The sequence below is a fragment of the Radicibacter daui genome, assembly GCA_030657355.1.
GTDB lineage: Bacteria > Pseudomonadota > Alphaproteobacteria > Radicibacterales > Radicibacteraceae > Radicibacter > Radicibacter daui.
Genome location: CP131056.1, coordinates 1945548 through 1971313 on the forward strand (window position 1 = coordinate 1945548; position 25766 = coordinate 1971313).

General features: G+C 65.2%; 24 protein-coding genes. 13 read left to right on the top strand and 11 right to left on the bottom strand.

The genetic code is table 11. The features are described 5' to 3' along the window. Window positions 1-27: 27 nt before the first annotated feature. The 3 genes from QTL98_RS09120 (at window position 28) to QTL98_RS09130 (ending at window position 2839) form a co-directional block, all read left to right on the top strand. Window positions 28-399 (top strand): response regulator, encoded by a 372-nt coding sequence (locus QTL98_RS09120; protein ID WP_445681906.1) that lies wholly within the window; start codon window positions 28-30, stop codon window positions 397-399. Between the two features lie 74 nt (window positions 400-473). Continuing rightward, window positions 474-2033, top strand: a complete 1560-nt coding sequence (locus tag QTL98_RS09125) for a protein-glutamate methylesterase/protein-glutamine glutaminase (protein WP_445681907.1) — start codon at window positions 474-476, stop codon at window positions 2031-2033. Beyond that, window positions 2030-2839 (top strand): CheR family methyltransferase, encoded by an 810-nt coding sequence (locus QTL98_RS09130; RefSeq protein ID WP_445681908.1) that lies wholly within the window; start codon window positions 2030-2032, stop codon window positions 2837-2839. The genes QTL98_RS09125 and QTL98_RS09130 overlap by 4 nt, the downstream gene beginning before the upstream one ends. A gap of 42 nt (window positions 2840-2881) precedes the next feature. On the opposite strand, the gene QTL98_RS09135 is transcribed toward QTL98_RS09130, so the two are convergent. Together QTL98_RS09135 and ctrA are read right to left on the bottom strand one after the other, a co-directional pair. Continuing rightward, window positions 2882-3778 (bottom strand): restriction endonuclease, encoded by an 897-nt coding sequence (locus tag QTL98_RS09135; RefSeq protein ID WP_445681909.1) that lies wholly within the window; start codon window positions 3776-3778, stop codon window positions 2882-2884. An 88-nt stretch (window positions 3779-3866) separates the two neighbouring features. Next, window positions 3867-4628, bottom strand: coding sequence for a response regulator transcription factor CtrA (ctrA, locus tag QTL98_RS09140; protein WP_510637541.1), 762 nt, complete (start codon window positions 4626-4628; stop codon window positions 3867-3869). A 202-nt stretch (window positions 4629-4830) separates the two neighbouring features. On the opposite strand from ctrA, the gene fliI reads away from it, so the two are divergent. Next, window positions 4831-6159 carry a flagellar protein export ATPase FliI gene (fliI, locus tag QTL98_RS09145; protein WP_445681910.1) on the top strand — a complete coding sequence of 443 codons (1329 nt, stop codon included), beginning with the start codon at window positions 4831-4833 and terminating at the stop codon, window positions 6157-6159. After that, complete coding sequence (locus tag QTL98_RS09150) at window positions 6159-6614, top strand: hypothetical protein (RefSeq protein WP_445681911.1); 456 nt, start codon at window positions 6159-6161, stop codon at window positions 6612-6614. Before fliI ends, QTL98_RS09150 begins: the two co-directional genes overlap by 1 nt. A 26-nt stretch (window positions 6615-6640) precedes the next feature. On the opposite strand, the gene QTL98_RS09155 is transcribed toward QTL98_RS09150, so the two are convergent. Next, window positions 6641-7543, bottom strand: a complete 903-nt coding sequence (locus tag QTL98_RS09155) for a proline iminopeptidase-family hydrolase (protein WP_445681912.1) — start codon at window positions 7541-7543, stop codon at window positions 6641-6643. A 117-nt stretch (window positions 7544-7660) separates the two neighbouring features. Then, entirely contained in the window at window positions 7661-8428 is a 768-nt protein-coding gene (locus QTL98_RS09160) for a LuxR family transcriptional regulator (RefSeq protein ID WP_445681913.1), read from the bottom strand. Window positions 8429-8680: 252 nt separating this feature from the next. On the opposite strand from QTL98_RS09160, the gene QTL98_RS09165 reads away from it, so the two are divergent. From QTL98_RS09165 to QTL98_RS09195, 7 genes are read left to right on the top strand one after another with little or no spacing between them, the layout of a single operon-like run. Then, window positions 8681-9571: a proline iminopeptidase-family hydrolase gene (locus QTL98_RS09165; RefSeq protein WP_445681914.1), complete on the top strand. Its 891-nt coding sequence runs from the start codon at window positions 8681-8683 to the stop codon at window positions 9569-9571. A 56-nt stretch (window positions 9572-9627) separates the two neighbouring features. Beyond that, window positions 9628-10524, top strand: a complete 897-nt coding sequence (locus tag QTL98_RS09170; protein WP_445682118.1) for a proline iminopeptidase-family hydrolase — start codon at window positions 9628-9630, stop codon at window positions 10522-10524. Further along, window positions 10524-11462 (top strand): ABC transporter permease, encoded by a 939-nt coding sequence (locus QTL98_RS09175; RefSeq protein WP_445681915.1) that lies wholly within the window; start codon window positions 10524-10526, stop codon window positions 11460-11462. The genes QTL98_RS09170 and QTL98_RS09175 overlap by 1 nt, the downstream gene beginning before the upstream one ends. A 2-nt stretch (window positions 11463-11464) precedes the next feature. Further along, on the top strand, window positions 11465-12319 hold the full coding sequence (locus QTL98_RS09180) for an ABC transporter permease (protein WP_445682119.1): 855 nt from the start codon (window positions 11465-11467) through the stop codon (window positions 12317-12319). Beyond that, window positions 12316-13311 carry an ABC transporter ATP-binding protein gene (locus tag QTL98_RS09185; protein WP_445681916.1) on the top strand — a complete coding sequence of 332 codons (996 nt, stop codon included), beginning with the start codon at window positions 12316-12318 and terminating at the stop codon, window positions 13309-13311. The genes QTL98_RS09180 and QTL98_RS09185 overlap by 4 nt, the downstream gene beginning before the upstream one ends. Further along, window positions 13308-14300: an ABC transporter ATP-binding protein gene (locus tag QTL98_RS09190; RefSeq protein ID WP_445681917.1), complete on the top strand. Its 993-nt coding sequence runs from the start codon at window positions 13308-13310 to the stop codon at window positions 14298-14300. Before QTL98_RS09185 ends, QTL98_RS09190 begins: the two co-directional genes overlap by 4 nt. 43 nt (window positions 14301-14343) lie before the next feature. After that, window positions 14344-15858: an ABC transporter substrate-binding protein gene (locus QTL98_RS09195; protein WP_445681918.1), complete on the top strand. Its 1515-nt coding sequence runs from the start codon at window positions 14344-14346 to the stop codon at window positions 15856-15858. Between the two features lie 108 nt (window positions 15859-15966). Here QTL98_RS09195 and QTL98_RS09200 read toward each other — a convergent pair whose 3' ends face one another. Then, window positions 15967-17328, bottom strand: coding sequence for a GAF domain-containing protein (locus QTL98_RS09200; protein WP_445681919.1), 1362 nt, complete (start codon window positions 17326-17328; stop codon window positions 15967-15969). Continuing rightward, window positions 17325-17807 carry a hypothetical protein gene (locus QTL98_RS09205; RefSeq protein ID WP_445681920.1) on the bottom strand — a complete coding sequence of 161 codons (483 nt, stop codon included), beginning with the start codon at window positions 17805-17807 and terminating at the stop codon, window positions 17325-17327. Before QTL98_RS09205 ends, QTL98_RS09200 begins: the two co-directional genes overlap by 4 nt. Before the next feature lie 211 nt (window positions 17808-18018). On the opposite strand from QTL98_RS09205, the gene QTL98_RS09210 reads away from it, so the two are divergent. Beyond that, a complete protein-coding gene (locus QTL98_RS09210; protein ID WP_445681921.1) occupies window positions 18019-18723 on the top strand; it encodes a hemerythrin domain-containing protein in 705 nt (234 codons plus the stop codon). Window positions 18724-18782: 59 nt separating this feature from the next. On the opposite strand, the gene QTL98_RS09215 is transcribed toward QTL98_RS09210, so the two are convergent. From QTL98_RS09215 to flhA, 5 genes are read right to left on the bottom strand one after another with little or no spacing between them, the layout of a single operon-like run. After that, window positions 18783-19160 carry a hypothetical protein gene (locus tag QTL98_RS09215; RefSeq protein WP_445681922.1) on the bottom strand — a complete coding sequence of 126 codons (378 nt, stop codon included), beginning with the start codon at window positions 19158-19160 and terminating at the stop codon, window positions 18783-18785. 36 nt (window positions 19161-19196) lie between these two features. After that, complete coding sequence (locus QTL98_RS09220) at window positions 19197-21596, bottom strand: hypothetical protein (RefSeq protein ID WP_445681923.1); 2400 nt, start codon at window positions 21594-21596, stop codon at window positions 19197-19199. 15 nt (window positions 21597-21611) lie between these two features. Then, on the bottom strand, window positions 21612-22433 hold the full coding sequence (locus QTL98_RS09225; RefSeq protein ID WP_445681924.1) for a MinD/ParA family protein: 822 nt from the start codon (window positions 22431-22433) through the stop codon (window positions 21612-21614). Beyond that, window positions 22433-23521: a flagellar biosynthesis protein FlhF gene (locus tag QTL98_RS09230; RefSeq protein WP_445681925.1), complete on the bottom strand. Its 1089-nt coding sequence runs from the start codon at window positions 23519-23521 to the stop codon at window positions 22433-22435. The genes QTL98_RS09225 and QTL98_RS09230 overlap by 1 nt, the downstream gene beginning before the upstream one ends. Window positions 23522-23579: 58 nt before the next feature. Further along, the gene (gene flhA, locus QTL98_RS09235; RefSeq protein WP_445681926.1) at window positions 23580-25751 is read right to left on the bottom strand and encodes a flagellar biosynthesis protein FlhA; all 2172 of its coding nucleotides are present in this window, start codon (window positions 25749-25751) and stop codon (window positions 23580-23582) included. Window positions 25752-25766 lie beyond the last annotated feature (15 nt).

Below are 25766 nucleotides of genomic sequence, written 5' to 3' on the forward strand. Positions count from 1 at the left end.
AGTTGAAATGACGGTGGGAAACGCCTGATGGAACAGAAAACGTGCCTCGTCGTTGACGACAGCCGGGTGGTGCGCAAGGTGGCGCGCAAGATCCTGGAGGAGCTGGGCTTCGCCTGCTCGGAGGCTGAAGACGGCCTCAAGGCGATGGAATCCTGCGCCAACAGCATGCCCGATGCCATTCTGCTGGACTGGAACATGCCGGTGATGAGCGGCATCGAGTTCCTGCGCCGCCTGCGCAAGATGACCCACGGCACCACGCCCAAGGTGGTGTTCTGCACCACCGAGAACGATATCGCCCACATCCAGGAGGCACTGGCCGCCGGGGCGGACGAATACATCATGAAGCCGTTCGATAACGACATCATCCAGACCAAGTTCATGCAGGTCGGCCTGCTCTAGGGACTGATCCGGGCACGCTCCCCTCGTGCTTTCGCCATCCGCCGCTTCAAGGTTCCAGGGAATATTCACCCCACATGACTGAGCATCTCGGCACCGCTGCTGATCCTGTCCGCGTCATGGTCGTTGACGACAGTGCCGTTATTCGCGGCCTGCTCATCCGTGCCCTGTCGGCGGATAGCGGCATCAATGTCGTCACTGAGGCCAGTGACGGGCAGATGGCGGTGGATCTCACTTACGAGCATCGCGATCTCGATGTGGTGGTGCTCGATATCGAGATGCCGGTGATGGACGGCCTGACCGCCTTGCCGCTTCTCATCAAGTCGCTGCCGCATGTGCGCATCATCATGGCCTCGACGCTGACGCTCAAGAATGCCGAGATCAGCCTCAGGGCCCTTACGCTGGGCGCTGCCGATTATGTGCCCAAGCCCAGTTCGGCCAGCGAGCTGCAGGCGGCCGACAGTTTCCAGCATGAGCTTATCTCCAAGGTAAAGGCACTGGGCCAGGTGGCGCGCCGCTCTTTCGAGCTGGCAAAACTCGCCAAGAGCCAGCCGCAGCAGCCGGCCCCGGAAGCCGCGCCCGCGCCGGGCCTTGCCGGCAAGCCCTTTGCCGCCGAGCGCCGCCGCCACGCCACCCGCCAGCATTTTGCCGCCCCGTCGCGCCAGCCCTATGCGGCGCCGGTCTATCAGCCCGGCCCGGCCGCCTTTGCGCCGCCGTCTGCACCCGCTCCCGCACCGGTGACGCCTGCGGCCGCCCCGGCACCGGCAGCCCCGAGCCAGAGTGCCGCTCCGGCGAGCGCGCCGGGTGCCAAACCGGCAACCGTGGCAGCTACCCCGGCGCCGGCAGCGCCCACCGCCCGGATCGAGACGCCGCGCCCTGTCGAGCGTCCGGCTGGGGCACCGGCCGCCAAACCGGCAGAGCAGAAGGCCCCGCCGGTGGCAAACCCGTCACCGCATGTGCCGGTCGCCGCGCGCCGGCAGGTGGTGCCACCGCCGCCGCCGCTGCGGCCCATTCATGCTCCGCCGCAACCGGCCCAGCCGCTGAAGCGTGCGCCGGCCCGGCCGGATGCCATCGCCATCGGCAGTTCCACCGGCGGCCCACAGGCGCTGTTCCAGGTACTGCCGCATCTGGCCGGCGTGCCGCAGCCCATCTTCATCACCCAGCATATGCCGCCGACCTTCACGGCGATCCTTGCCGAGCACGTCACCCGCCAGTGCGGCATCCTGTGCCGCGAAGCGCAGGATGGCGAGCCGGTGACGGGCGGGCGCATCTATCTGGCGCCGGGTGATTTCCACATGACCATCGAGCGCCGCGGGCCGGGGCTTGTGATCTCGCTCAACCAGGGGCCGCCGGAGAATTTCTGCCGGCCTTCCGTGGAGCCGATGATGCGCAGCCTTGTGCAGGTGTTTGGTGCCAAGCTTCTCTCGGTCATCCTGACCGGCATGGGGCGCGACGGGGCGGACGGGTGTGTGCTCACCCACAAGGCCGGCGGTACCGTGCTGACACAGGACGAGGCTACCAGCGTGGTGTGGGGCATGCCCGGGGCCGTCGCCCACACAGGCATTGCGGACGCGATCCTGCCGCTTGGCGAGATCGGTCCGACGATCCAGCGGATTGCATTGAGGACGGCAGCATGAAGGTCGAAGATTTCGACATGTTTTGCAGTCTGCTGAAGCAGCGTTCCGGTCTCGTCCTTACGCGGGACAAGGCCTACCTGCTGGAAAGCCGGCTGATGCCCGTTGCACGGCGCAACAACATGGCCGATCTGGACGCGCTGGCATTGGCCGTGCGGACGAAGCGGGACGAAAAGCTGCTGGAGCAGATCACCGAAGCGATGACGACGAACGAAACGTCGTTCATGCGCGATGGCAGGCCGTTCGACCTGTTCAAGACGGTGGTGCTGCCCAAGATGCTGGAAGCACGCGCCGCCAAGCGCCACATCCGAATCTGGTCGGCCGCCTCTTCTACCGGGCAGGAAGCCTATTCCCTCGCCATGCTTATGGAAGAGGAAAAGCACAAGCTCGCCGGCTGGCGCATCGAGATTGTCGGTACCGACCTTTCCGCCGAGGTGGTGGAGCGCGCAAGGCTGGGTGTCTACACCCAGTTCGAAGTGCAGCGCGGCCTGCCGGTGCAGATGCTGGTGAAATATTTCACCCAGCAGGGTGACAAGTGGGCCATCAGCCCGGATTTGAAGCGCAACATCAATTTCCGCGTCTTCAACCTGCTGGGCGATCTCAGCGTGCTCGGCCAGTTCGACATCGTCTTCTGCCGTAATGTGCTGATCTATTTCGACCAGCCGACCAAAGCGCAGGTGCTGGCCGGCATCGCCCGCCAGATGCCGAAGGACGGTTACCTCTTCCTCGGCGGCGCCGAAACGGTGCTGGGCATCACGGAGAAGTTCCGCCCGGTGGAGAGCCAGCGCGGGCTTTATTACCCGGCGTGAGAGTTCGGAACCATAACAGGCACGTCTAGTTTCCTAACTTATCTAACCTTCTACGGCTTTCTTCGCGAGGTGGGGGCCAATGTTAGGCTGGATAAAGTGAAATTTTATCGTGTTTCCGGCTGTGATCTCGTCCGGTCCTATTGGCTCCCAACCCGGTCCCGGGTGTTCGCTCCATGTATCAATTGCTGGTGTAGAGAAATTTCCTTTGAAATCACGATCGGTGATTGAATAGGAACCGTTAACCAGCCAAGCCTCCATTCGCGCCCGATAGACGACCCATTCGCTCTTTAAGCTTAGCTTGATTGGGCCAATATCGCTGTTTGTCTTCAGCGTGAGCGAGCAATATCGAACAGGTGTGATCTGAAGCGCTATGGCCTTCTTGAAGGCAGGAAAATCGGCGTCATATAATTTGGACAGACCTTGATGCGCCGTCACCACTTCACCATCGACTACTCCTTCTGCATTGAGTATTTCGCTCCAATTGACCTCTCCATTAACTCCTTCGACGATCAAAAGCGGTTTTTCACGGAGGCAATAAGCCTCGAATGCGATCATCTCAGGAATGGTGGGCGGGGCATTTTCGAATAGCATACAACAAGAGATGCCTCGTCTTTGGGCCTTCTTCAATGTTCCTTCTGTAAAGCCCGAGTAGCTATAGATGACTCCCTTATGGGCTCCTGAAGATCCAAGCTCGCCAACGAAAGCATCAAGTTGTTGGATGGTTAGTCGCCGCTTGTAACGTTTGCAGCTGACAAGAATGCGGATCGAAAAATGGCCGCCGAAATTAGTTTCGATCCAGACGTCTCGTTGGCGTGGTAGACCCGTGTCGAGATCTAGGGTCGTCGCATCGTGTACGACATTTGCGCCAGGTGCGAGAGCCGCACAGAAAGCGGCAACAGCCAGCTCAAACTGCTTCCAGCTGGGGTTGTCGTTTCGCATGATCAGGCGCTCAATGTCGGTCGAGTTCGAAGCGATCTCTTTTAGTTCTGCATCGCTTCAAATGCCTGCGCAACGCCTGGAGATTGGCTCAGGCCTCGGCCGCCATCTTCGCCGAACTCGGCCGTCTTGCCGGAGCGGTCGCGCGGCGGCGGCTCGGCAGGCGCGGGGGTTCTTCCTGCGGGTCCTGCAGCATGTAGCCGCGACCCCAGACGGTCTCGATATAGTTCTCGCCCTGACCGGCCTGCGTCAGCTTCTTGCGCAGCTTGCAGACAAAGACGTCGATGATCTTCAGTTCCGGCTCGTCGATGCCGCCATAGAGATGGTTGAGAAACATTTCCTTGGTGAGCGTGGTGCCCTTGCGCAGGGCCAGCAGCTCCAGGATGCCGTATTCCTTGCCGGTGAGGTGCACCGGCTTGCCATCCACCTCGACCGAGCGGTTGTCGAGATTGATGCTGAGCTTGCCGGTCTTGATGACCGAATGCGCATGGCCCTTGGAGCGACGCACGATGGCCTGCACGCGCGCGAACAGCTCGCGGCGGTCAAACGGCTTGGTCAGATAGTCATCCGCGCCGAAACCGAGACCCTTGAGCTTGTGATCCATCTCGGTGAGGCCGGAGAGGATGAGGATGGGCGTATCGACGCGCGCGGCGCGCAGGCGGCGCAGCACCTCGTAGCCATCGATATCCGGCAGCATCAGATCGAGGATGATGATGTCGTAATCGTAGATCTTGCCGATCTCGAGCCCGTCTTCGCCAAGTTCGGTCACATCGACAATGAACCCTTCGCTGCGCAGCATCATCTCGATGCTTTTGGCGAGGGCGATATCGTCTTCAACGAGCAGGACACGCATCGGCTTGGCTCCCGGCAAAGGCCGTTTGGGACCGCAACTTCTTAAGACTATAAGGGCGTCGTTAAGGATTGATCAAGGTTTCATAATCACAAGGAAAGCTGGCAGGCTGCAAAGCCCCGAAAGCTGCGGCCTTTGATCCTAGCGGCAGAAGCGCTACACTTGCCAAATGTACGTTTTGTAACGCGGTTTTGCGGAGGGCGAGATGCAAAGATCGGCCAATCTGTTAATGGATGAGCTGGAGCATCTGCCGCGTATCCAGGTTTATGGTCAGGTTACGGCGGTACTCGGCCTGCTGATCGAGGTGGGTGGCATCGAGCGCCATCTTTCCGTCGGCGGCCGCTGCAGCGTGGAGACCCGCGAAGGCCGGCGTGTGCCGTGCGAGGTGGTGGGCTTTCGCAACGGGCGCGCGCAGCTGATGTCGCTGGGCTCGGTGCAGGGCGTCGGCCTCGGCTGCCGGGCGGTGATCGAAAGCGCGGTGCCCAGCGTCTATCCGTCCGAATTCTGGCTCGGGCGTGTGGTCGATGCGCTGGGTAACCCGGTGGATGGCAAGGGCCCGCTGCAGAAGGGGCGCATCGGCGTGCCCATCCGCAACAGCCCGCCGCCGGCCCATACCCGCAAACGCGTGGGCGCGAAGATCGACCTTGGCGTGCGCGTGCTCAACACCTTCTGCAGCCTGTGCGACGGGCAGCGCATGGGCATCTTCGCCGGCTCGGGCGTTGGCAAATCCTCCCTTATGTCGATGCTGGCGCGCTACACCGCCTCCGACGTGGCCGTGATCGGCCTTATCGGCGAGCGCGGGCGCGAGCTGCAGGAATTCATTGAGGACGATCTGGGCGAGGAGGGCATGGCACGCTCCGTTGTCGTGGTTGCCACCTCCGATGAAGCGCCGCTGATGCGCCGGCAGGCGGCCTATACCGCCATGTCGGTGGCGGAATATTTCCGCGATCAGGGCCTGCATGTGCTGACCATGATGGACAGCATCACCCGCTTTGCCATGGCCCAGCGCGAGATCGGCCTGTCGGTCGGCGAGCCGCCGACCAGCAAGGGGTATCCACCCACCGTCTTTGCCGAGCTGCCGCGCCTGCTGGAGCGCGCCGGCCCCGGCCCAAAGGGCAGTGGCAGCATCACCGGGCTCTTTACCGTGCTGGTGGATGGCGACGACCATAACGAGCCGATTGCCGACGCGGTGCGCGGCATCCTTGACGGGCATATCGTGCTGGAGCGGCAGATTGCCGAGCGCGGGCGTTATCCGGCGGTCAATGTGCTGAAAAGCGTCTCGCGTACCATGCCGGGCTGCAATACGGCCGAGCAGAACCAGATCGTCGCGCGGGCACGCGAGATCATGTCCACCTATGAGGACATGGCCGAGATGGTGCGCCTTGGCGCCTACAAGAAGGGCAGCGACGTCAAGGTGGACCAGGCGATCATGCTCTATCCGGCGATCGAGACTTTCCTTAAGCAGGGCAAGTTCGAACGGACGGACCTTGGCGAGTGCTACAAGCTCGTCAATGAGATCGTGAAGGCGGTCTGATGGCCAAGGGGCTGCACGGGCTCATCCGCTATCACAACTGGCAGCTCGATGAAAAAAAGCGGGCGCTGGCCGCGCTCAACGACCAGCGCGCCGCCATCGATGAATCGATCAGGAAGCTGGATGCCGAGGTGGTGGCGGAAAAGAAGGTCGCCGCCGAGATGACGGGCGTGGCCTACGGGCTCGACGCTTATCTGAAGGCCAGCAAGAAGCGGCGCACGATGATGGAAAACATCGCCCGCTCGCTCGACCACCGCATCGAAAAGGCGCTGGAGGAAATCCGCGAGGGTTTCCAGGAACTCAAGAAATACGAGATCGCCCAGCAGGAACGCGACCGCAAGGAAGCTGCCGAGATCGCGCGCAAGGAAGCCATCGACATGGATGAGGTGGCGCAGAACGGCTTCCAGCGCCGCAAGGCGGAAGATGAGGCCGCCGAAGAGTTCGAGGAGCGCGGTTAGGCCGCCTTCCGTTTCTGCCTCTCCCGTCAGTCCGCCGTCCGGTCGAGGAAGCGGGCGAGTTCCTGCATGCAGGCCTCGCGCTCTTCCACATGCGGCATGTGGCTCGATTGTTCGAACACATGCGAGCGCACGCCCGGGATGTTATCCAGGAAAGGCCGGGTGACGGCCGGCGTCGCTTCGTCATACCGGCCGGCATAGACGAAGGTGGGCACGTCGATGAGGTGCAGCCGGTCGATGATGCTCCAGTTGCGGATGGTGCCGATGACATGGAATTCCGTCGGCCCGTTCATCGCCAGATAGACGGTCGGGTCTTCATCCATCGCAGCAAAAGTGCGGGCGACCTCCGGCGGCAGCGGCTGCACCCGGCAGACATGGCGCTTGTAAAATTCCTGCGTGGCGGCCTTGTACTCCGCGCTGTCCATGGTGCCGGCGGCTTCATGCTTCAGCAGGGTTTCCTGCACGGCGGCCGGCAGCTGCGAGCGCAGGCGATTGGCCTCCGCCACCCAGAGCGGCATCGAGGGCAGGGAGTTGGCGAGCACGAGTGCCCGCAGGCCTGCCGGACGGCGCACCGCATGCTCGCTGCTGAGAATGCCGCCCCAGGACTGGCCAAGCAGTGCATACCGTCCGGCGATGCCGAGATGGGCAAGCAGGGCGTCGAGTTCAGCCAGGAACAGGTCAATGGTCCAGAAATCCGCTCCCTTGTCCCGCAAATGGGTGGAGCGACCATTGCCGAGCTGGTCGTAGTGGATGACGGCGCGCCCGGTGGCGGCGATGTCGCGGAAGCTGTCGACATAATCATGGGTGCAGCCGGGGCCGCCATGCGCCACCACCAGCGGGGTCTTCGGCCCGGCCAGATCGCCGGTCACGCGATACCAGGTCTGGTAATCCCGGAAGGGCACGTAACCTTCCTGGGGAGCGATATGGGCCAAGGCGGCATCTCCTTCGCGAGGCGGCTTCAAGCATGTCACCGCGGTAACTTGCCGTCCGGGAAGGGCCGAGGACCAGTCGTCAAAATTGATAGGGTAGGGAGAAAGATACGCTGCGGATCAGGCGTCCAGCAGGCGGTAGTGGCTGGCGAGCGCCACGGCATGCACCCGGTTGCGGGCGCCCAGCTTCTGCACCGCGGAGTTAAGGTGCAGGGTTACGGTGGGCACTGCCCGGTCGAGCCGGCGGGCAATTTCCTTGGCGGTCAGCCCCTCGGCGGAATAACGCAGGCACTCGCGCTCGCGCCGGGTAAGGCTGACATAACCGCTGCGCCGCTCTTCCTCGCTGAACATGGGCAGCACCGTCTGGTGGAAGAGATGGCCCATGAAGCTGAAGGTGCCGAGATGGCGCCGCAATTCGTGCTCCGTCTCTGCGTCGCCGCCGTCACGGATGGCAGTGAAGGTGGCAAGGTCGCCGTCGCGGCGATGCACCGGAACGGTGATGCCGCAGGTCAGGTGCATGTCATGCAGGTAGCTGGAGACGGCGGCGTGGTCCGGGTTCAGATGGCGCGCCAGCGGCGTTGAGTTGCGCCCGGCGCTGTAGGACCACACGAAGGGGGTGGTGGTGGCAAGGGCAAGCTGCTGCACCGGGTCATGCTGGTAATAACCCTGGTCGCACCACAGGCTGCGCATATCCTCCGGCGCGTTGCGGAAGCTGAGCACGGAGGGCGTAATCAACTCGCCCGCATGGCTCAGCGGCACTGGCGTATAGTCGTAGATGAGGCAGGTAAAACCCAGCTCGCCGATCAGGTCGAGCGTGGCATCGGCGCAGTCATCCGGCGACTCCGCACCGGCGAGGCGTTGTTCCATCCTCTCGATAAAATCAGTCATACCAACAGCTTCCGGCGTTTACGGGCGCCCGGCAAAAGACGTCCTCCTATCATAGCCCATCTTTTAACCACCGTCAGAGCGTGGGTAAAAAATGGGCTCCCTATAAAAATTGATATCTAGCCGCGTGCTGCCGGGCGGCCTTAGCCTTTGTCCTGCGTGGCACCCCCAATCCGGGACCGGCCGGGGCGAAGCCCCTGCCGCAGAAACCCGGAGCCGCCGCGCGATGGCAGGACAGGGCGTAACGAGGTGGGAATGTGGAGCGAGCTGGCGCCCGATGAGCGCCACGAAATCGGCGTTAACGGATACAAGGTGGTTGTCTATGGCTTCGGCTCCGGGCCGGAGGTGGTGCTGTGCCTCAATGGCGGGCCGGGCCTGCCGTGCGACTATCTGCGTGAGGCGCACTCCTGCCTGAAGAACCATGGCTACCGGGTTATCGCCTTTGACCAGCTGGGCACCGGCGCCTCCGACCGGCCGCAGGACCCCGCGCTCTGGACCATCGGGCGTTATGTGGAAGAGGTGGAGACCGTGCGCACGGCGCTGGGTCTCGGCAAGGTGCATCTGCTGGGGCATTCCTGGGGCGGGTGGCTCGCCATCGATTATGCGCTGACCTATACCGGGGCGCTGAAGAGCCTGATCCTGGAAGATACCGATGCGGACATGCCGCATCTCATCACCGAACTGGAGCGGCTGCGCGCGGCGCTGGGCCCCGAGACGGTGGCGATGATGCAGCGGCATGAGGCCGAAGGCACACTCGACCATCCCGAATATATGGCCGCCATCACCATCCTCAATTACCGGCATGTGTGCCGGCTGGAGGAGTGGCCGGCGCCGATCCGGCGCTCGCTCGGCGACTGGAACATGGGCCCCTATGGCACGATGCAGGGGCCGAACGAGTTTCTCTATACCGGCAACCTCAAGGACTGGAACCGGGTGCCGGATCTGCCGCGCATCGCCGCGCCGACGCTGATTACCGTGGGCCAGCATGACGAGCTGACCCCGGCCTGCGCCCTGCGCATGAAGCAGGGCATCGCCCATGCCGAGCTGCATGTGTTCCCCAACAGCAGCCACATGCCCTTCTATGAGGAGCCGCAGGCCTATTATCCGGTGCTGCTCGATTTCCTGAAGCGGAACAGCACCCGATGAGCGATCCGGGCGTGACGCTGATGGCCGAGACCGGCCGGCTTCCAAACGGCTTTGCCGTGTGGGACGACCGGCCGGCGGACGAGCGCATCGAGATCGATCTGGGCGGCGGGCACAAGGTGGTTGCCTACAGCTATGGCTCGGGCGACGAGGTGCTGTTCCTGCTGAATGGCGGCCCGGGCCTGCCGTGCGATTATCTGCGCGACCCGCATGTGCCGCTTGCCGATCTCGGCTTTCGCGTCGTGGTGCATGACCAGCTGGGCACCGGCGCTTCCGATCACCCTGAAGACATGTCGCTCTGGACGCTGGAGCGCTATGTGGAGGAGGTGGAGGCTGTGCTGGCGGCGCTGGGGCTCACCCGCGTGCATTTCCTCGGCCATTCCTGGGGCGGGTGGTGCGGGATTGAATATGCGCTCAGGTATCCGGCCCGCATCAAATCCATGATCCTTGCCAATACCTGCGCCGACATTCCCCACCTCATGGGCGAGATCGAGCGGTTGCGCTCGGCCCTCGGGTCCGAGACGGTGGCGATGATGCAGATGCATGAGGCGCGGCAGAAATACGATCACCCGGCCTATGACGCCGCAGTCACGCTGCTGGATTACCGGCATATCCGCCGCCTGCCGGTGCGGCCGCAGCCGGCGGCGCGTTCCAAGGCGGGCTTCAACTATCCCATCTTCCACGCCATCCAGGGGCCGAACGAATATCACTATACCGGCAGCCTCAAGGGCTGGGCGCGGGTGGATGAACTCAAGAACTTCGGCTGGCCGGTGCTGGTCATCAACGGCCAGCATGATGTGCTGACGCCGGCCTGCGGGCGGCGCATGCATGAGGCGCTGCCGGACAGCCATATCCGTATCTTCGCCAACTCCTCCCACTCGCCCTTCTATGAGGAGCCGGAGGCTTACCGGGCGTGTGTGCTGGACTTCCTGCGGGCGCAGGCGGGGCGCCGCTGATGCATCGCTACCGCTTCGTGCTCTACCGGCCGCTGCAACTGATCCCTGTGCTTTTCGGCATCAGCGTCATCACCTTCGTGCTGGTACGCTCCATCCCCGGCGACCCGGCCCGGGTGCTGCTGGGCCCGCGCAGCACGCCGGATGCCATCGCCCGCATCCGGGCCCAGTTCGGCCTCGATGAGCCGCTGTGGGTGCAGTACCTCTATTTCCTCAAGAACCTCTTCCATGGCGAGATGGGCAAGTCGATCCTCTACAAGATCGACGTGCTGAAGGTGCTCACCACCCGCATCGAGCCGACGCTGGTGCTGGTTTTCGGCGCCGTGCTCATCGCGCTGCTGCTGGCGGTGCCGCTCGCCGCGCTTTCCGCCCGCTACAAAGGGCGTCTTGCCGACCATCTGGTGCGGCTCTTTTCCACCGCCGGGCTCGGATTTCCGCCGTTCTGGCTCGGCATCATGCTGATCATTCTCTTCAGCGTGGTGCTCGACGTGCTGCCGACGTCCGGCTACGGGCGGGACTTCGGCGACAAGCTGCACCACATGATCCTGCCGTGCCTCACCATGGCGCTGCCGCTCGCCGCCGTGCTGACGCGCAACCTGCGTGCGGCCATGCTGGCGGAACTTGCCTCCGACCAGGTAGTGGCGGTGAGGGCGCGAGGGTTGCCGGAAACAATCGTCTTCTGGCGCCATGTGCTGCCCAATTCGCTGGTGCCAGCCATCAACCTGCTGGCGGTCAATATCGGCTGGCTTATCGGCGGTTCGGTGGTGATCGAGAGCGTGTTTGCCGTGCCGGGCATGGGGCAGTTGCTGGTACGAGGCATCTTTACCCGCGACTACATGGTGGTGCAGGGCGTGGCGATGGTTTTTGCCTGTGCCAGCGTACTCATCAATTTTCTGGCCGACATACTGACGGTAGCGGTCGATCCGCGGGTGAGGCTATGACCATGCTGCTCGTGCGCTCCTCCCATGCGCGTTTCGGCTGGCGGCTCCGGCTGCTGGGCGGCAATGCGGCCCTCACCATCGGCGCGCTTATCGTGCTCGGCTGGCTGGTCGTTGCGCTGACGGCGCCGCTGATCGCGCCCTATGACCCCATCTTTCAGGATGCCACCGCGCGGCTGCAATCCCCGGGCTGGCTGCATCCGTTCGGCACCGACAATTTTGGCCGCGACGTGTTTGCCCGCGTGCTGTGGGGTGCCCGCATAGACCTGCAGATTTCGTTCCTCGGCGTCATCTTCCCCTTCATGATCGGGGCGTCGGTGGGCGCCATCGCCGGTTATTTTGGCGGCGTGGTCGACATGCTGCTGATGCGCATCATCGACATCGTGCTCGCTTTTCCCTTCCTCGTGCTGATGCTGGCGATCATCGCCATCCTCGGGCCCGGCCTTTCCAGCTTCTATATCGCCATGGCGCTGGTGGGGTGGATTTCCTATGCCCGGCTGGTGCGCTCGCAGGTGCTGGTGCTCAAACATGCCGATTTTGCCGTGGCGGCGCGCAGCCTCGGCTTCGGGCATATGCGCATCATGGGGCGCCATCTGCTGCCCAACGCCATTCTCGGCTCGGTCGTCTTTTCCATGTCGGATGCGGTGCTGGTGCTGCTGAATGGCGCGGCCATCAGCTATCTGGGCCTTGGCGTTCAGCCGCCGGTGGCCGAGTGGGGCATCATGGTGGCCGAAGGGCAGGGCTTCATCACCACCGCCTGGTGGATCACGGCCTTTCCCGGTATCGCCATCGTCAGCCTTGCCATGGGTTTCAGCTTTCTGGCCGACGGGCTTGGGGAATGGCTGGGGGTGCGGGAATGAGCGCCGGTCCCGTTCTCAGTGTGCGCGACCTGACGGTCAGCGTTGCCCGTGACGAGGGCTGGCGCCCGATTGTCGATGGCGTTTCCTTCGATCTGCAGGCCGGCCAGATCCTCGGCCTTGTGGGCGAGAGCGGCAGCGGCAAGAGCATGACCTGCCGGGCGCTGATGCGCCTGTTGCCGGGCGCGCGCCTTGCCATTACCGGCGGCAGCATCCGTCTTGGCGAAGAAGAACTGACGGCGCTGGATGAGGCCGCGATGCGCAAGGTGCGCGGCGGGCAGATCGGCATGATCTTCCAGAACCCCTCCAGCCATCTCGATCCGGTGATGACCATCGGCGCGCAGATTGCCGAGACCATCCGTTTCCATCAGGGCGCCAGCCGGCGCGAGGCGATGCGGCAGGCCATAGAAGTGCTGCGGCAGGTGGGCATTCCCGATCCGACAGCGCGGGCGGGCAGTTACCCGCATGAATTCTCCGGCGGCATGCGCCAGCGCGCGATGATTGCCGTGGCACTGGCCTGCCAGCCAAAGGTGCTGATCGCTGATGAGCCAACCACGGCGCTCGACGTGACGGTGCAGGCGCAGATCCTGCGCCTTCTGCTGGACCTGCGCGACAGCAAGGGCCTTTCCATCATCTTCATCACCCATGATCTGGGTGTGGTTTCGCAGACCTGCGACAGCATCGCGGTGATGTATGGCGGGCGCCTTGCCGAGCTGGGGCCGAAGCGCGACATCATCCGTGCCGCCCGGCACCCCTATACGGCCGGCCTTATCCGCTGCCAGCCGGGCGCGGCAGCCACCGGCACTTATCTGGAAACCATCCCCGGCCAGCCACCGACCGTCGATGCCATGCCTTCGGGCTGCCGGTTCCATCCGCGCTGTCCGCGCGCGGGGGAGACGTGCCGGGAGCATCAGCCGGCTTTCATCAGTGTCGATCTCGGCCACCGGGCTGCCTGCCATTTCCCGGAAGGGCCCGGGCAGGAGGCTGCCCGATGAACGCGACGAAGACAAATCGCAAGCCGCTGCTCGACATCGAGGATCTGAGTGTCGAGTTCAAGGTTGCCGGCGGTCTTGTTCCGTGGAAGCGCCGGGTGCTGCGCGCCGTCAACGGAGTGACGCTCTCCGTCCATGCCGGCGAGACGCTGGGCATCGTGGGGGAAAGCGGTAGCGGCAAGAGCACGCTCGGCCGTGCCGTGTTGCGGCTCGGAGAGCTGACGGCGGGCAAGGTGTTGTTCGAGGGTACGGACATGGCAAAGGCCACGCCCTCCGACCTTGCCCGGCTGCGCCGGGCAACGGCGATGATCTTCCAGGACCCCTACAACGCGCTCAATCCGCGTCTCACTGTGGGGGAAGCCATTGGCGAGGTGCTGCGTGTGCACCGAAAGGTGCCGGCCGGCGACGTGAAGGCACGGGTGAGCGAGCTGTTGCAGATGGTAGGGCTGGCGCCGGAACTGGCGGCCCGCAAACCGTCCGGCCTCAGCGGCGGGCAGTGCCAGCGTATCGGCATCGCCCGGGCGCTGGCCGTCGAACCCCGCCTCATCATCGCCGATGAATGCGTGGCTGCGCTCGATGTGTCGGTGCAGGGGCAGATCATCAATCTGCTGATCGAACTGCGCGAGCGCATGGGCGTGGCGCTTATCTTCATCGCGCATGATCTCGCGCTGGTGCGGCGCCTGTGTGACCGGGTGGCCGTGATGTATCTCGGCCGCGTGGTCGAGGAAGGGCCGACGGCAGAGGTTTTTGCCGCCCCGCGCCATCCCTATACCGCCTCCCTGCTGCGGGCGATCCCAGAGATCGATCCGGACCGGCCGCTATCGTCCGAGCTGTTGCCGGGCGACCCGCCCAGTCCCCTCAACCTGCCCCGGGGCTGTGCCTTTCATCCGCGCTGCGCGCTCGCAGAAGCACGATGCGCCGAGGACCCACCACCCCCGCTCAGGCGGCGGGGCGATCATCTTTCAGCCTGCCTTCTGGACAACCCGACCTGACCCGCCGGCTTGCGGCTCTCGGTCTCTTGATGAGGACAGCATCATGACCCGCACTTGGATGAAGATTGGCCTTGCCGCATTTCTGGCGACGACGGCCCTGGGAACGAGCCTTGCCGAGGCGGCCGGTGTGCTGACCATCGGCCGGCGCGAGGACGGCACGACCTTCGATCCGATCATGACGGCGCAGAATGTCGATTTCTGGGTCTTTTCCAACGTGTTCGACGTGCTGGTGCGCGTGGACAAGACCGGCACCAGGCTGGAGCCGGGCCTTGCCGAAAGCTGGACGGTTTCTTCCGATGGCCTGACCTATACCTTCAAGATGCGGGCGGCCAAATTCTCCGACGGCAGCCCGATCACGGCGGAAGACGCCGCCTTTTCGCTGCTGCGTATCCGCGACGATCAAGGCTCTCTCTGGGCCGACAGCTACAAGGTGATGGATACCGTCGAGGCGCCGGATGCCACGACGCTGATCATCAAGCTGAAGCAGCCGAGCGCACCCTTCCTCTCCTCCCTCGCCATGCCCGGCACCTCGATCCTCTCCAAGGCAGGCATGGAGAAGATGGGTGAGGCTGCCTATGCCGAGAACCCGGTTGCCTCCGGCGCTTTCAGCGTCAAGGAATGGGTGCGCGGCGACCGGGTGGTGCTGGAGAAGAACCCGAACTTCTGGCAGGCCGACCGGGTGAGCCTTGACGGGGTCGAGTGGATTTCCATCCCCGACGATAATACCCGCATGCTGAAGGTGCAGGCCGGTGAGCTCGACAGCGCGATCTTCGTGCCCTTCTCCAGCATTGCCGAGCTGCAGAAGGACCCGAACCTCACGGTTCATCTCGATACCTCGACCCGCGAGGATCACCTGCTGATCAACCATGCCCACGGGCTTCTGGGCAACAAGGACGTCCGGCAGGCGATCGACATGGCGATCGACAAGAAGGCGATTGTCGACGCGGTGACTTTCGGCATCGGCTCCGTTGCCAATTCCTACATTCCGGCCGGGGCGCTCTATCACTACGCCGACAATCTCAGCCGCCCCTATGACCCGGAAAAGGCCAAGGCAATGCTGGCCAAGGCCGGTGCCTCCGACCTGAAGCTCAAGTATGTGGTCAATGCCGGCGACGCGGTGGACGAGCAGATCGCCGTGCTTCTCCAGCAGCAGCTCTCCAGGGCGGGTATCGGGGTTGACCTGCAGAAGGTCGATCCGAGCCAGAGCTGGGACATGCTGGTGGCAGGCGACTACGACATTTCGGTCATGTACTGGACCAACGACATCCTGGACCCGGACCAGAAGACCACCTTCGTGCTGGGCCATGATTCCAACAACAACTACATGACCAACTACAAGAACGAGGCGGTGAAGGAGCTGGTGGCCAAGGCGCGTATCGAGGCCGATCCGGCCAAGCGCGAGCAGATGTATATCGACCTGCAGAAGATGGCGAAGGACGACGTCAACTGGATCGACCTCTACTACAGCCCGTACCGCAACGTTTCCCGCAAGAATATCAAGAACTTCTACCAGAACCCGCTGGGCCGCTTCTTCCTTGAGGACGTCGTCAAGGAATAAGCCGGCCACCGGACTGGTTCCGGGGCAGGGGGCGGGGCGGCGTTCCGGGGGGGAAGCCGCCCCGTTTCATTTTGGGGGCCACGGAAAGCGCGCAGATGGGGAGACCTTTCAGGTCCGCTCGACCACTTCCAGCACCGGTGTTGCCGTCAGCTCCAGCCTGATTTCGCCGCGGCCGGGGCGCAGCAGGCGGATGGGGGTCTGTTTTTCCTCAAGCCGCCGGCGCAGCAGGATGAGGCGCGTTTCCAGATTGTCCTTGAGGTCAGGCAGGCGCAGCGCGGGGTCGATGCGGACCTCGCGGTTGGTGAAGTCCTGCCGGCCGTTTTCCTGATGATGCTTCAGGAAATAATAGAGCAGGCGGCCCGGCACGCCCTTGATGATGTAGGCATCGTCGATGAAAAGGCTGTCGTCGAAACGGTAATAGCGCACGCGCAGCGGTGTGCCGCCTGCCTCCGCCGCAGGGCTCGCGCCCCGGGGGGCGACTTCCGCCGCCATCGCCTCCAGCTCCAGCAGGCGCAGGGTTGTAGCCAGCTGGCCGGCGATGAGGCAAAGCGCGCCCTCATGTTCGTGATGGAAGGCAAATCGCCGGGTAGCCTCCGCCAGCAGCACGCCGCGCAGGCGGCCCTGATGGCAGAGCGGTACGGCGACCTGGCTCAGCGGCTCGGCAAGGCCCGGCACCGGAATGTGGCGCACGTCCGGCGCCTGTTCCGCCGGGGTGGAGGCCCGCATGGCCTCGATATAGCGGCGCGAGCGGCTGAGATCGGCGATGCGGATCGGCCGCCGCTCCTTGGCGGCAATGCCGACGATGCCGTCGCCCAGCGCGGTTTCGGCGCCCACACCCTCCGCGCCATAACCGCGGCTTGTCAGAGTGGTGAGATGGTTCTGTCCCTCATCGGCCAGCAGCAGCATGGAATGGGCGATGCCGAAATGCTGCTCGAGGCCTGCCAGCACGGTGTCGAGCAGGGCATCCGGGTCGCTGCCGGCGGCAATCTGCCGGCAGATGTCGGCGGTGCCCGGCAAAAGGTCGGGCGCTGCGGGGAGGTTGGTCTCCTCCACATCCGGCACCGCCCATTGCTGGGGACGCGGCACGGCACGCAGGCTCTCTACCCGGTAGATGTCCGCACTGCGCAGGCGCATGACGATGCCGGCGGCATGCTGGGCGCTGACGGCCTGCAGGTGGGCGGACATCTGGTTGAAGATATCGCCGCTTTCCACCGAGTGGCTGTAGACCAGATCGAGTACATGCTGGTCGCCGCTCACCCCGTCCACCAGCATTACGCAGGCACGCCGGGTGGCGGCGATATTGGCGGCAGTCTTGGAGAAGAACTGGTTGGTGAGGGCGACATGCTCCTCATCCACATAATGAACCTGCGAGAGGTAAGAGACATTGGGCAGCCCGTCGCTATCCACCGTGGAGATGGAGGAGGGAATGATGCCTTCGAAGGCATGGCGCAGGTCGGCAAGGCGGGTCATCGCACACCTGCCAGTTCCAGTGCGAGGCCGGCGCCCGGGCCCGGTGTCTGACGAAAGGCAGCCGTCGCGGTGATGGCGATGCTGTGCAGGTTTTCAATCGTCAGCCAGCTGGCGATCTGGCGCGGGCTGCTGCCAAGGGTGCTCAGTGTCTGGTAGGTGTCCGCCACGTAACGCTCGGCCCGCGCCTTTTCAGCCTGGGTGGCGGGGGTAACGGCGATGACGCTGCCCTTGACCTGAAAGGCGCGATAGTCGGCCGGATTGGCGAAAGTGACGGCGACCGGCCAGCCGGGTTGCAGGTTGGCAAGGGCCTGCGGCCAGAGCGAGGCGGAGACAAGGCCGTGGAAACGGTCCTCCCCGGCGGTGGCGATGAGGCCGCTGAGGCGGCAGACGGTGGGGCGCAGGGCGGCATCGCGCGTTGCCGCGACGATCATCACCGGACCTTCCATGAAATCGGCAAGCTGCGCGTCGATGAGCGCCATGGGCCTTTCGCTTTCCCCCTGGATGCGCAGGCCGGACAGTGCCGGCCGGTTGTTAGCAGTTTTTTAGGAAACTCCCGCCTGTCGTTAGGAAGCATTTAGGAAGCGGCCTTCGTCTTCAAGCCATAAGTTGCGCGCCGACCGGGGCGGGCAGCGACAGAAGCGTTGCCGTAGCCCCCGCACGATCTGGACGAGAAAAAGGGGGACCTGAACCGTGTCCGACAACACTCACATCCTGCTGCCGGTGGACCTGGCGAAGCGCTTTGACCTCTACGGGCCGGTGCACAAGGGCATCCGCCGGGCGCAGATGCACCTGCTGGTGCGCGTGGGCGCACATGACTTTACCGATGCTGCGGCGACGGAAAACCTGCTGGCTGACCTGCGCCGCATGCTGTTTCTCTCCGCCGGCCATCTGGCCCACGAAGAGCAGCATATTCACGATGCCCTTGCCGCCAGCGGCGAGGCGGAGCGGCTGGAAGAGCAGCATGACGGCCATGAAGCCGCCTTTGCCGTGCTGGAGCGGCTGCTGAACGACATCGAGACCGCGCCTGCTACCGCACGCATCGCCCTCGGCCGGCAGTTCTATCTCGAATACAGCCATTTCATCGGGGAGGATCTCCTCCATATGCATGAGGAAGAGACGGTGGCCTGGCCGATGCTCTGTGCGCGCTATTCCGATGCCGACCTGATGGGCATCGAGCAGCGCATCGTCGGCTCCATCCCGCCGGAAAAGGCCATGGCTTTCATGGCCCTGATGATGCCGGCCCTCAACCCGCAGGAACGTTTCGGCATGCTGTCCGGCATGAAGGCCGGCGCCCCGGCGGAGATGTTCAACGCTGTGATGGACACTGCGGTGAAGCCGGCGCTGGCGGCGGCGGAGTTCGCCGCGCTGGAACAGCGTCTGGGGCTTGCCGCCTGAGGGCATCCCTGGAAAGCCGGGCGGGCCTTCGGGACAAGGCCTGCCCGGCGCCCTTTTGCTCAGAGGGGCGACAGACGGCCGAGAAACTTGTCATTGTGCCAACCGGGCTGGCGATCCTCGATCACCACGCGGTGGCCGGTTTCGGTAAAGACGCTGACCTCGATCCAGCGGGCGAGCAGCAAATCGTCGAGCTTGCCGAGCAGGGCGACGGCCACGGCCTCGGCATTTTCCGCCGGCAGGGTGTCGATCAGTTCCACCCAGCCATGGCGGGTAATGACGTCGCGGTCAGGCACATACCGCACCTTGAGCCCGTTGCCGCCCGGCGCGTCCCCCGCCCATTCGATGAGATAGTCATGATGAGGCGCCGGGTTGCGCAGCACCGCCACCGCCTCCTCGTCCGCCTTGAGGGGATCGCCATTGTTGCTGGTTTCCGTCATGGCCGGCTCTCCCTGTTTGCGCCGCGAGGCAGCCTTTCAGATATTAACGGCGCCGACATGGGCGGCGCTGCGTTCGCGCGTCAGCCGCACCCAGCCATCAAATCCGCCCTGGAACAATACCGTGCCGCCAAGGCCGCTGGCTTGCAAGGCGCTCACGTAAAGGCTGCGGATATCCTCTTCCATCTCGCGCTGCCAGCCGGTGCCGGAACGCAGCACCATGTCGAGCCGCTGCTCGGCGGGGCGGGAGAGCCCCTCGAGTTGCAGGGGGCCGAGGCGGCTCAGCTCCAGATCGATGAGGAAACGCACGCCCGCATTCTGGCGCACGGCGGCATCCTCCGGGCTTTCCTTGTCGCTGCCGGCGCCGCGCAGATAGAACTGCACCGGTTGCAGCAGCGCTCCGGCCTCCAGCGGCACGGTATAACCGCGCCACTCATTGCCGGCGCCATCGAAGGCGCGGTGGCGCAGGGACGAAAGCTCTTCCCCCATGCGTTTCAGTGTGGCGCCACCTTGCGGGGTCGAGCGCAGCAGGCCGGCCGCCGCGCCGCCGATCCAGCCGGCGGCATCGCCGCCGCGGCGCAGGGCCGTCAGCAGGATGGCTAGGCTGGGCGCGAGCTGGGTGTCCGGCCGGGGCACCAGCGTTCGCCGCAGCATTTCCCCCAGCGCCGGGTTGAGCGCGGCCAGCAGTTCCAGCCCGTCATCGAGGGCCGGCATGCCGCCGGCAAGGGTGGCGGCATCCGGGTCTGCCGGCAAGGCGGGCAGGGCCTGAAGATCATCCGGCAGCAGGGCGACCGTAAGCTCGCTGTCGACGGGCAATCCTTGTGTCGTCTCCAGAAGATAACGTGCCGTGCCGATGCCGATGACGGGCGCGCCCTGACTGGTGCGATCGATGATCGTGGCGCGCTGGCCGGCACCGGCCGCGTCCGGCTGGGAGAGGGCTGCGAGCGGCACGCGCGGATTGGCGGGGGCGGCCAGAATGCGCACCGACAGGCTGCCGCCCGGCGGCACCGGTCCCGGGGAATTTGCTGCGCCGCCTGCCGGGCGAGCGATGGCGGCGACAGGTTCGGCTTCGGCCTCCTGCATTGCGCTGATCGCGCTGAGCGGCGCTGCGACAGCAGAACGGGCGGCCTGGATCGCCGGGTTTGCCGTTCCGGCGGACGCCGTTGAAGCGGGCTGCGCCGGTACGCCGGTGGTTGTCGATGCGGCGGGGCCTGCTGCCGGCGAAGCTGGAGCGGACGGAGACGGGGCCGGTGCGCCGGCCTTGCCAGCTGTGTCACCAGCCACGGGATTGGCACCGGTCGGGCCTGAGGGGGCGCCGGGACGGGCGATGCGGGTAACGATGGGGCTGCGGGCCAGCAACTCCGCTGCCGGCAGGGCGCCGGTGCCGGCCATGGCGGCAAGGGAAGCGGCCGCTGCAGGAGAGGGGGCTGGCCCCAGCGCTGCCGCGGGTGATGCCGCCGGCGGGGTGGCGGCAGAAGCTGCGGCTGGCGGCGGAGATTGGGCAGGCGGCGTGCCGCCCGTCGCCGGGCTGGCTGCTCCCGCTGGTGTTGGCAGAGCGGTGCTGCCGGCTGGCACTGTGGGCTGCGTCGGTATGGCCGGCGAGGCCACAGCGGCGGCAGCTGGAGAGGGCGTCGCCGCGGGAGGCACGGCATCCGGTACCGCACCGGCGCTGGCAGGCATGATTGCGGCAGGGCCGCCGGGTTGCGGCGTTGCCAATGGCGGGATTGCCGCCGGGAGGGCGCCGGCGGGCTGGCCGGCTCCGGCTGGCGCCGCCCCGGTGGCTGGAGCGGCTTGTGTCGGCTGGGCGGGATTACCGGCAGCGGGGGCGGCGGCAGGGGCCGGTGAAGCGCCCGCCGAAAGGGGAATGGCCGCCGCAGCCCCTCCGGCACCGGTGGAGGCCGGCGTGCCAGCAGCGGTGAAAAGCTGCTGGGCGGTAACGCCGTCCGGCAGGCGGATGGCGCGCAGCACCGTACCGGCGGCAAGCGGCAGATCGGGCAAGGCGGCGGCCAGCGTGCGCAGCAGCTGGGCTTCGGCTGCCGCGCCCAGCAAGTTGGGCGTCAACACCGGTGTGCCGGCGGAAGGTGCCGGATTTGCCGTTGGTGAGGGGGGCGCGGTTGCCGTGGTAGTAATTTGCGCGCGCAGGGCCCCGCCATCGCCGGAGGGGGTAACCTGTACGGTTACCGGCCGGTCAGTCGGCAACGGGGTGCCGGTGCGCAGCTGCACATCACCGGCGGCGGTGCGCAGCGTTACGGTGCCGTCGGGTGTCTGGGACTGAACGGTGCCGGTCAGGGTGATGCCGCGCCCGGCATTGGCACTGACATTGGCGCTGACCCGGGCCGGCAGCTCCACCACCTCGGCATCGCCAAGGCTGACGCTGGCCGGACGGGCGGACGTTGCAAGGTCTGCCGTCTGGGCGGGCGGGGCGGAGATGCCTGTCATCGCCGCCTCTGCCGGTCAGGCTTCGCGGCGTTGCTGGCGCCGCGTGAGCTTCAGGGCAATGGCATCGACATCCTGCGCGGCGTCGGTGCCGGGCCAGTTCATCATCAGCGGCTGCTGCTGGCGGATGCTCTGCGGCACGCGCGGGTCGCGCCGCACGATGCCGGCAAGCGCGGGATTGTATTTGAGGAAGTTCTGGCACGCCTTGGAGAGCGTGTTGTAGGTGCGCTCGCCTTCCTTGGGGTCGGTAGCGAGGTTGACCACCACGCCCATTTCCATCGACGGCACGGCGCCATGAACCACCTTGATGAAGGCATAGGCGTCGGTAAGGGCCGTCGGCTCCTCGTTCGTCACCACCAGCGTCATGCCGGCCGGGCCGGCAAGGTGGCGCACGGTCTTGTCGATGCCGGCGCCCAGATCGACGATCACATCGTCATAGCTGCCGGCAAGGGCGATAAGGTCGGTGCGCAGGTCGGCCAGCTTCTGGCTCGGCAGGGTGGCAAGGCTGCCCATGCCGGAGCGGCCGGCGATGATGCTGAAACCACCCTCGGCATAATTGTGCACCACACCCGCCAGCGTGCTCTCGCCGGTGATGAACTCACCGAGGTCGCGCTTGGGGGTGAGGCCGAGCTGGATATCAACGTTGGCAAGGCCAAGGTCGCCGTCAAACAGCAGCACCTTGCGCCCGCGTTTGGCGAGGGCGCTGGCGAGCGTGATGGAAAACCACGTCTTGCCCACGCCGCCCTTGCCGCTGGCAACGGCGATGAGGTTGTTGGCGCGCAGCGGCCGCACCTGGGGACGGGCTTCGCTACCGGTGTTGAGATTGCTGAGCTCGACCATCAGTAGGTTCCAGTTTGCTTGGCGACGCCGCCGCGGGGTCTTACTGTTTCAGTTGCCTGCTCCACCCTTGGAAGCAATAAGCGGGCCAGTGCCACGGGGTTCAGCGGTTGCAACCCGTCGGCCACGCCGGGGGTCAGGCTTACATCGCTGAAGGCAAGCCCGGTTTCATAGGCCACAGATAATACGCTGCCGAGCCGGCGGGTGGCATCCAGTCTGGTGAGCACCACTCGGCGGCAGCCGAGCGCCCGGAAAATCTTGCCGATAAGCCCGGCTTCGCTGGCATCGCCGCCGGCAGCCATGACCAGGATCGGCTCGATATCCCCGGCCTTGGAAAGGTCGGCCAGCTGGGCGAGGTCGCTTTCGCTGAACGGGTTGCGCCCGGCGGTATCGATGAGGATCTGCCCACTGCCATGCAGGGCGTGCAGCCCGTCGCCGAGCGTGGCCTTGTCCTCTGTTTCCAGCAGGTCGAGCTTGAGCAGGCGGGTAAAGGCCGCCAGCTGCTCCACCCCACCGGCACGCACCGTGTCGGTGGTGACGACGCCGATACGGCGGCCCTTGAGAGCGCCGCGCGCGGCGAGCTTGGCCACCACCATCGTCTTGCCGGCTCCGGCGGGGCCCACCATCATCAGCGCTTCGCCGCGACCGGTGGCCTCGCCCAGTGGCAGGAAGGTGAAGATGGCGTCGAGGGCGCCGGCAAGTGCCATGACCGGATCGTCGCTATCCAGCGCCTCGACCTGCGAAATCAGCGCCTCGCTGACGCGCGGCGGCACACCGTTGCGCAGCAGCGCATCATTAATCTGCTCCACCACATCGTCGCGGTCGTCGCCGGCGTCGAGCGGATACCCTTCCTCAGCCTCACCCGCACCGTCCGTGCGCCCGAAACGCGGGCCGGGGGCCGGGCGGGGCGGAGGCGTGCTGCCGCCCGGGGCGGCCGGCATGTAATCATCCTCGATGGCGGCGGTCACCCGCACGCCGCCGGTGGTCTCGTCCTCACGGCTGGCGACGATGATCGCCTCGTCCCCCAGCGTCTCGCGCACGAGTTGCAGGGCGGCCGACATGGAGCGGGCGTGGAAGGATTTCAGCCGCATGCCGGGGCTGCTCCTCTTGTTACCGGCGCGGGATGTCGCGTCATGCCCTTACTCATCCTCAAACCTGCCCCAGCGTCTTGATCTTGGCCTTGGGGTGAATTTCATTTTGCGACATTACCACAGTCTGCGGGCGGAACCGCTCGATGATGGAGCGCACATAGGGCCGGATGCCCGGGCTGGTCAGCAGCACCGGCATCTCGCCGGCCATGGCCTGGCGCTCGAAGCTCTGGCGCACGCCGGTGATGAACTGCTGCAGGCGGCTGGGGGCCATGGAAAGCTGGCGGTCATCACCTTCGCCGACGATGGCGTTGGCGAATTCCTGCTCCCAGTCCGGAGAGAGGGTAAGCAGCGGGATGTAACCGGCATCCGACTTGTTGGCGTCGCTGATCTGGCGGGCAAGGCGCGAGCGCACATGTTCGGTAATGGCGGTGACGTTGCGGGTAACGCCCGTCGCCTCGGCGATGCCTTCCAGGATCGCCGGCAGGTCGCGGATGGAGACACGCTCGCTCAAAAGGTTCTGCAGCACGCGCTGCAGGCCGCCCATGGTGATCAGGGTGGGGATGACATCGGCGACCAGCTTCTGGAAGGCTTCCGGGACTTCATCCAGCAGCTTTTGCGTCTCGGCATAGGAGAGCAGGTCGGCCATGTTCTCCTTGACGATCTCGGTGATGTGGGTGGTGACGACGGTCGGCGCATCCACCACCGTGTAGCCCTTGAACAGCGCTTCCTCGCGGTGGATCGGGTCCACCCACATGGCTTGCAGGCCGAAGGTCGGCTCCACAGTCGCTTCGCCGGGGATGGTGATCTGGTCGCCGCGCGGGTCCATGACCAGCAGCATGTTGGGGCGGATGGAGCCGACGCCGGCGGAAATTTCCTTCACCCGGACCATGTATTCATTGGGCTGGAGCTGCAAATTATCCTGGATGCGCACGGAGGGCATGATGAAGCCCATTTCCATGGCGAGCTGCCGGCGCAGGCCCTTGATCTGATCAGTAAGGCGCTGGCCCTGCTGGTTGTTGACCAGCGCCAGCAGCGCATAACCCAGCTCGAGGCGGATCTGGTCGATATGGAGCGCGGAGGAGATCGGCTCTTCCGCCGGTGCGGCCGGAGCGCCCGCCGCAGCCCCCGCGGCTCCCGGAGCGCCGGCAGCCCCGCCGCCCTTGCCCCCGGCGGCTTTGCCGCCTGCCGCCGCGCCGCCACCTTCTTCCTCCGCCTTGGCGCGCTTGACCAGCCACCAGGCAATGCCGCCGGTGATCGCGCTCATGCTGAGGAACGGGATCATCGGGATGCCGGGCAGAACCGACATCAGCGCCGTCAGCAGCGCCGCCATGCCAAGCGCGCTCGGATAGGAGCTGAGCTGGCCGAAGATGGCCTCGTCGGCCGTGCCTTCCGTGCCGCCCTTGGTGACCAGAAGACCGGAGGCGAGGGAGACGAGCAGGGAGGGGATCTGCGAGACCAGACCGTCACCGATGGTGAGGCGCGTATAGTTCTGCGCCGCTTCCATGAAGGAGAGGTCCATCATCGCCACGCCGATGATGATGCCGCCGATGACGTTGATGGCGGTGATGATGAGGCCGGCAACGGCGTCGCCGCGCACGAACTTGGCCGCACCGTCCATGGAGCCGAAGAACATGCTTTCGGCCTGCAGGTCCTTGCGGCGGTCGCGGGCCTGATCCTCGTTGATGAGGCCGGAGGAGAGGTCGGCGTCGATCGCCATCTGCTTGCCGGGCATGGCATCGAGAGTGAAGCGCGCCGACACTTCGGCGATACGGCCGGAACCCTTGGTGATGACCATGAAGTTCACCAGCACAAGGATGGCGAACACGATCACGCCGATGACAAAGTTGCCGCCCATGATGAAGCCGGCAAAGGCCTCGATCACATGGCCGGCGGCATCCGCCCCCTCATGCCCGTACTGGAGGATAAGGCGGGTCGAGGCGAGGTTGAGCGCCAGCCGCAACATCGTGCTGACAAGCAGGATGGAGGGGAAGGAGGTGAAGTCGGTGGGCTTTTCGATGAAAAGCACCACCAGCAGCACCAGCGCCGAGAAGGTAAAGGAAACCGAAAGGCCGATATCCAGCAGGAAGGCCGGCATCGGGAAGATAAGCACGACCAGCAGCAGGATGACGCCGACGGCAAAGCCGACCTCGCCGCGCGAGACAGCCTTCACCAGCTGCTGCAGCTGCGGCGGCAGACGGCCGACGAACCCGGCTTGCGACTGGTCGCTCATCGATTGACCCTATCT

What these genes read in the sequence shown, in the direction of transcription:
- QTL98_RS09120 (WP_445681906.1), top strand. Translation starts at nt 28, where the DNA reads ATGGAACAGAAAACGTGCCTCGTCGTTGACGACAGCCGGGTGGTGCGC.
- QTL98_RS09125 (WP_445681907.1), top strand. Translation starts at nt 474, where the DNA reads ATGACTGAGCATCTCGGCACCGCTGCTGATCCTGTCCGCGTCATGGTC.
- QTL98_RS09130 (WP_445681908.1), top strand. Translation starts at nt 2,030, where the DNA reads ATGAAGGTCGAAGATTTCGACATGTTTTGCAGTCTGCTGAAGCAGCGT.
- QTL98_RS09135 (WP_445681909.1), bottom strand. Translation starts at nt 3,778, where the DNA reads ATGCGAAACGACAACCCCAGCTGGAAGCAGTTTGAGCTGGCTGTTGCC.
- ctrA (WP_510637541.1), bottom strand. Translation starts at nt 4,628, where the DNA reads ATGCGTGTCCTGCTCGTTGAAGACGATATCGCCCTCGCCAAAAGCATC.
- fliI (WP_445681910.1), top strand. Translation starts at nt 4,831, where the DNA reads ATGCAAAGATCGGCCAATCTGTTAATGGATGAGCTGGAGCATCTGCCG.
- QTL98_RS09150 (WP_445681911.1), top strand. Translation starts at nt 6,159, where the DNA reads ATGGCCAAGGGGCTGCACGGGCTCATCCGCTATCACAACTGGCAGCTC.
- QTL98_RS09160 (WP_445681913.1), bottom strand. Translation starts at nt 8,428, where the DNA reads ATGACTGATTTTATCGAGAGGATGGAACAACGCCTCGCCGGTGCGGAG.
- QTL98_RS09165 (WP_445681914.1), top strand. Translation starts at nt 8,681, where the DNA reads ATGTGGAGCGAGCTGGCGCCCGATGAGCGCCACGAAATCGGCGTTAAC.
- QTL98_RS09175 (WP_445681915.1), top strand. Translation starts at nt 10,524, where the DNA reads ATGCATCGCTACCGCTTCGTGCTCTACCGGCCGCTGCAACTGATCCCT.
- QTL98_RS09180 (WP_445682119.1), top strand. Translation starts at nt 11,465, where the DNA reads ATGCTGCTCGTGCGCTCCTCCCATGCGCGTTTCGGCTGGCGGCTCCGG.
- QTL98_RS09185 (WP_445681916.1), top strand. Translation starts at nt 12,316, where the DNA reads ATGAGCGCCGGTCCCGTTCTCAGTGTGCGCGACCTGACGGTCAGCGTT.
- QTL98_RS09190 (WP_445681917.1), top strand. Translation starts at nt 13,308, where the DNA reads ATGAACGCGACGAAGACAAATCGCAAGCCGCTGCTCGACATCGAGGAT.
- QTL98_RS09195 (WP_445681918.1), top strand. Translation starts at nt 14,344, where the DNA reads ATGACCCGCACTTGGATGAAGATTGGCCTTGCCGCATTTCTGGCGACG.
- QTL98_RS09200 (WP_445681919.1), bottom strand. Translation starts at nt 17,328, where the DNA reads ATGACCCGCCTTGCCGACCTGCGCCATGCCTTCGAAGGCATCATTCCC.
- QTL98_RS09205 (WP_445681920.1), bottom strand. Translation starts at nt 17,807, where the DNA reads ATGGCGCTCATCGACGCGCAGCTTGCCGATTTCATGGAAGGTCCGGTG.
- QTL98_RS09215 (WP_445681922.1), bottom strand. Translation starts at nt 19,160, where the DNA reads ATGACGGAAACCAGCAACAATGGCGATCCCCTCAAGGCGGACGAGGAG.
- QTL98_RS09220 (WP_445681923.1), bottom strand. Translation starts at nt 21,596, where the DNA reads ATGACAGGCATCTCCGCCCCGCCCGCCCAGACGGCAGACCTTGCAACG.
- QTL98_RS09225 (WP_445681924.1), bottom strand. Translation starts at nt 22,433, where the DNA reads ATGGTCGAGCTCAGCAATCTCAACACCGGTAGCGAAGCCCGTCCCCAG.
- QTL98_RS09230 (WP_445681925.1), bottom strand. Translation starts at nt 23,521, where the DNA reads ATGCGGCTGAAATCCTTCCACGCCCGCTCCATGTCGGCCGCCCTGCAA.
- flhA (WP_445681926.1), bottom strand. Translation starts at nt 25,751, where the DNA reads ATGAGCGACCAGTCGCAAGCCGGGTTCGTCGGCCGTCTGCCGCCGCAG.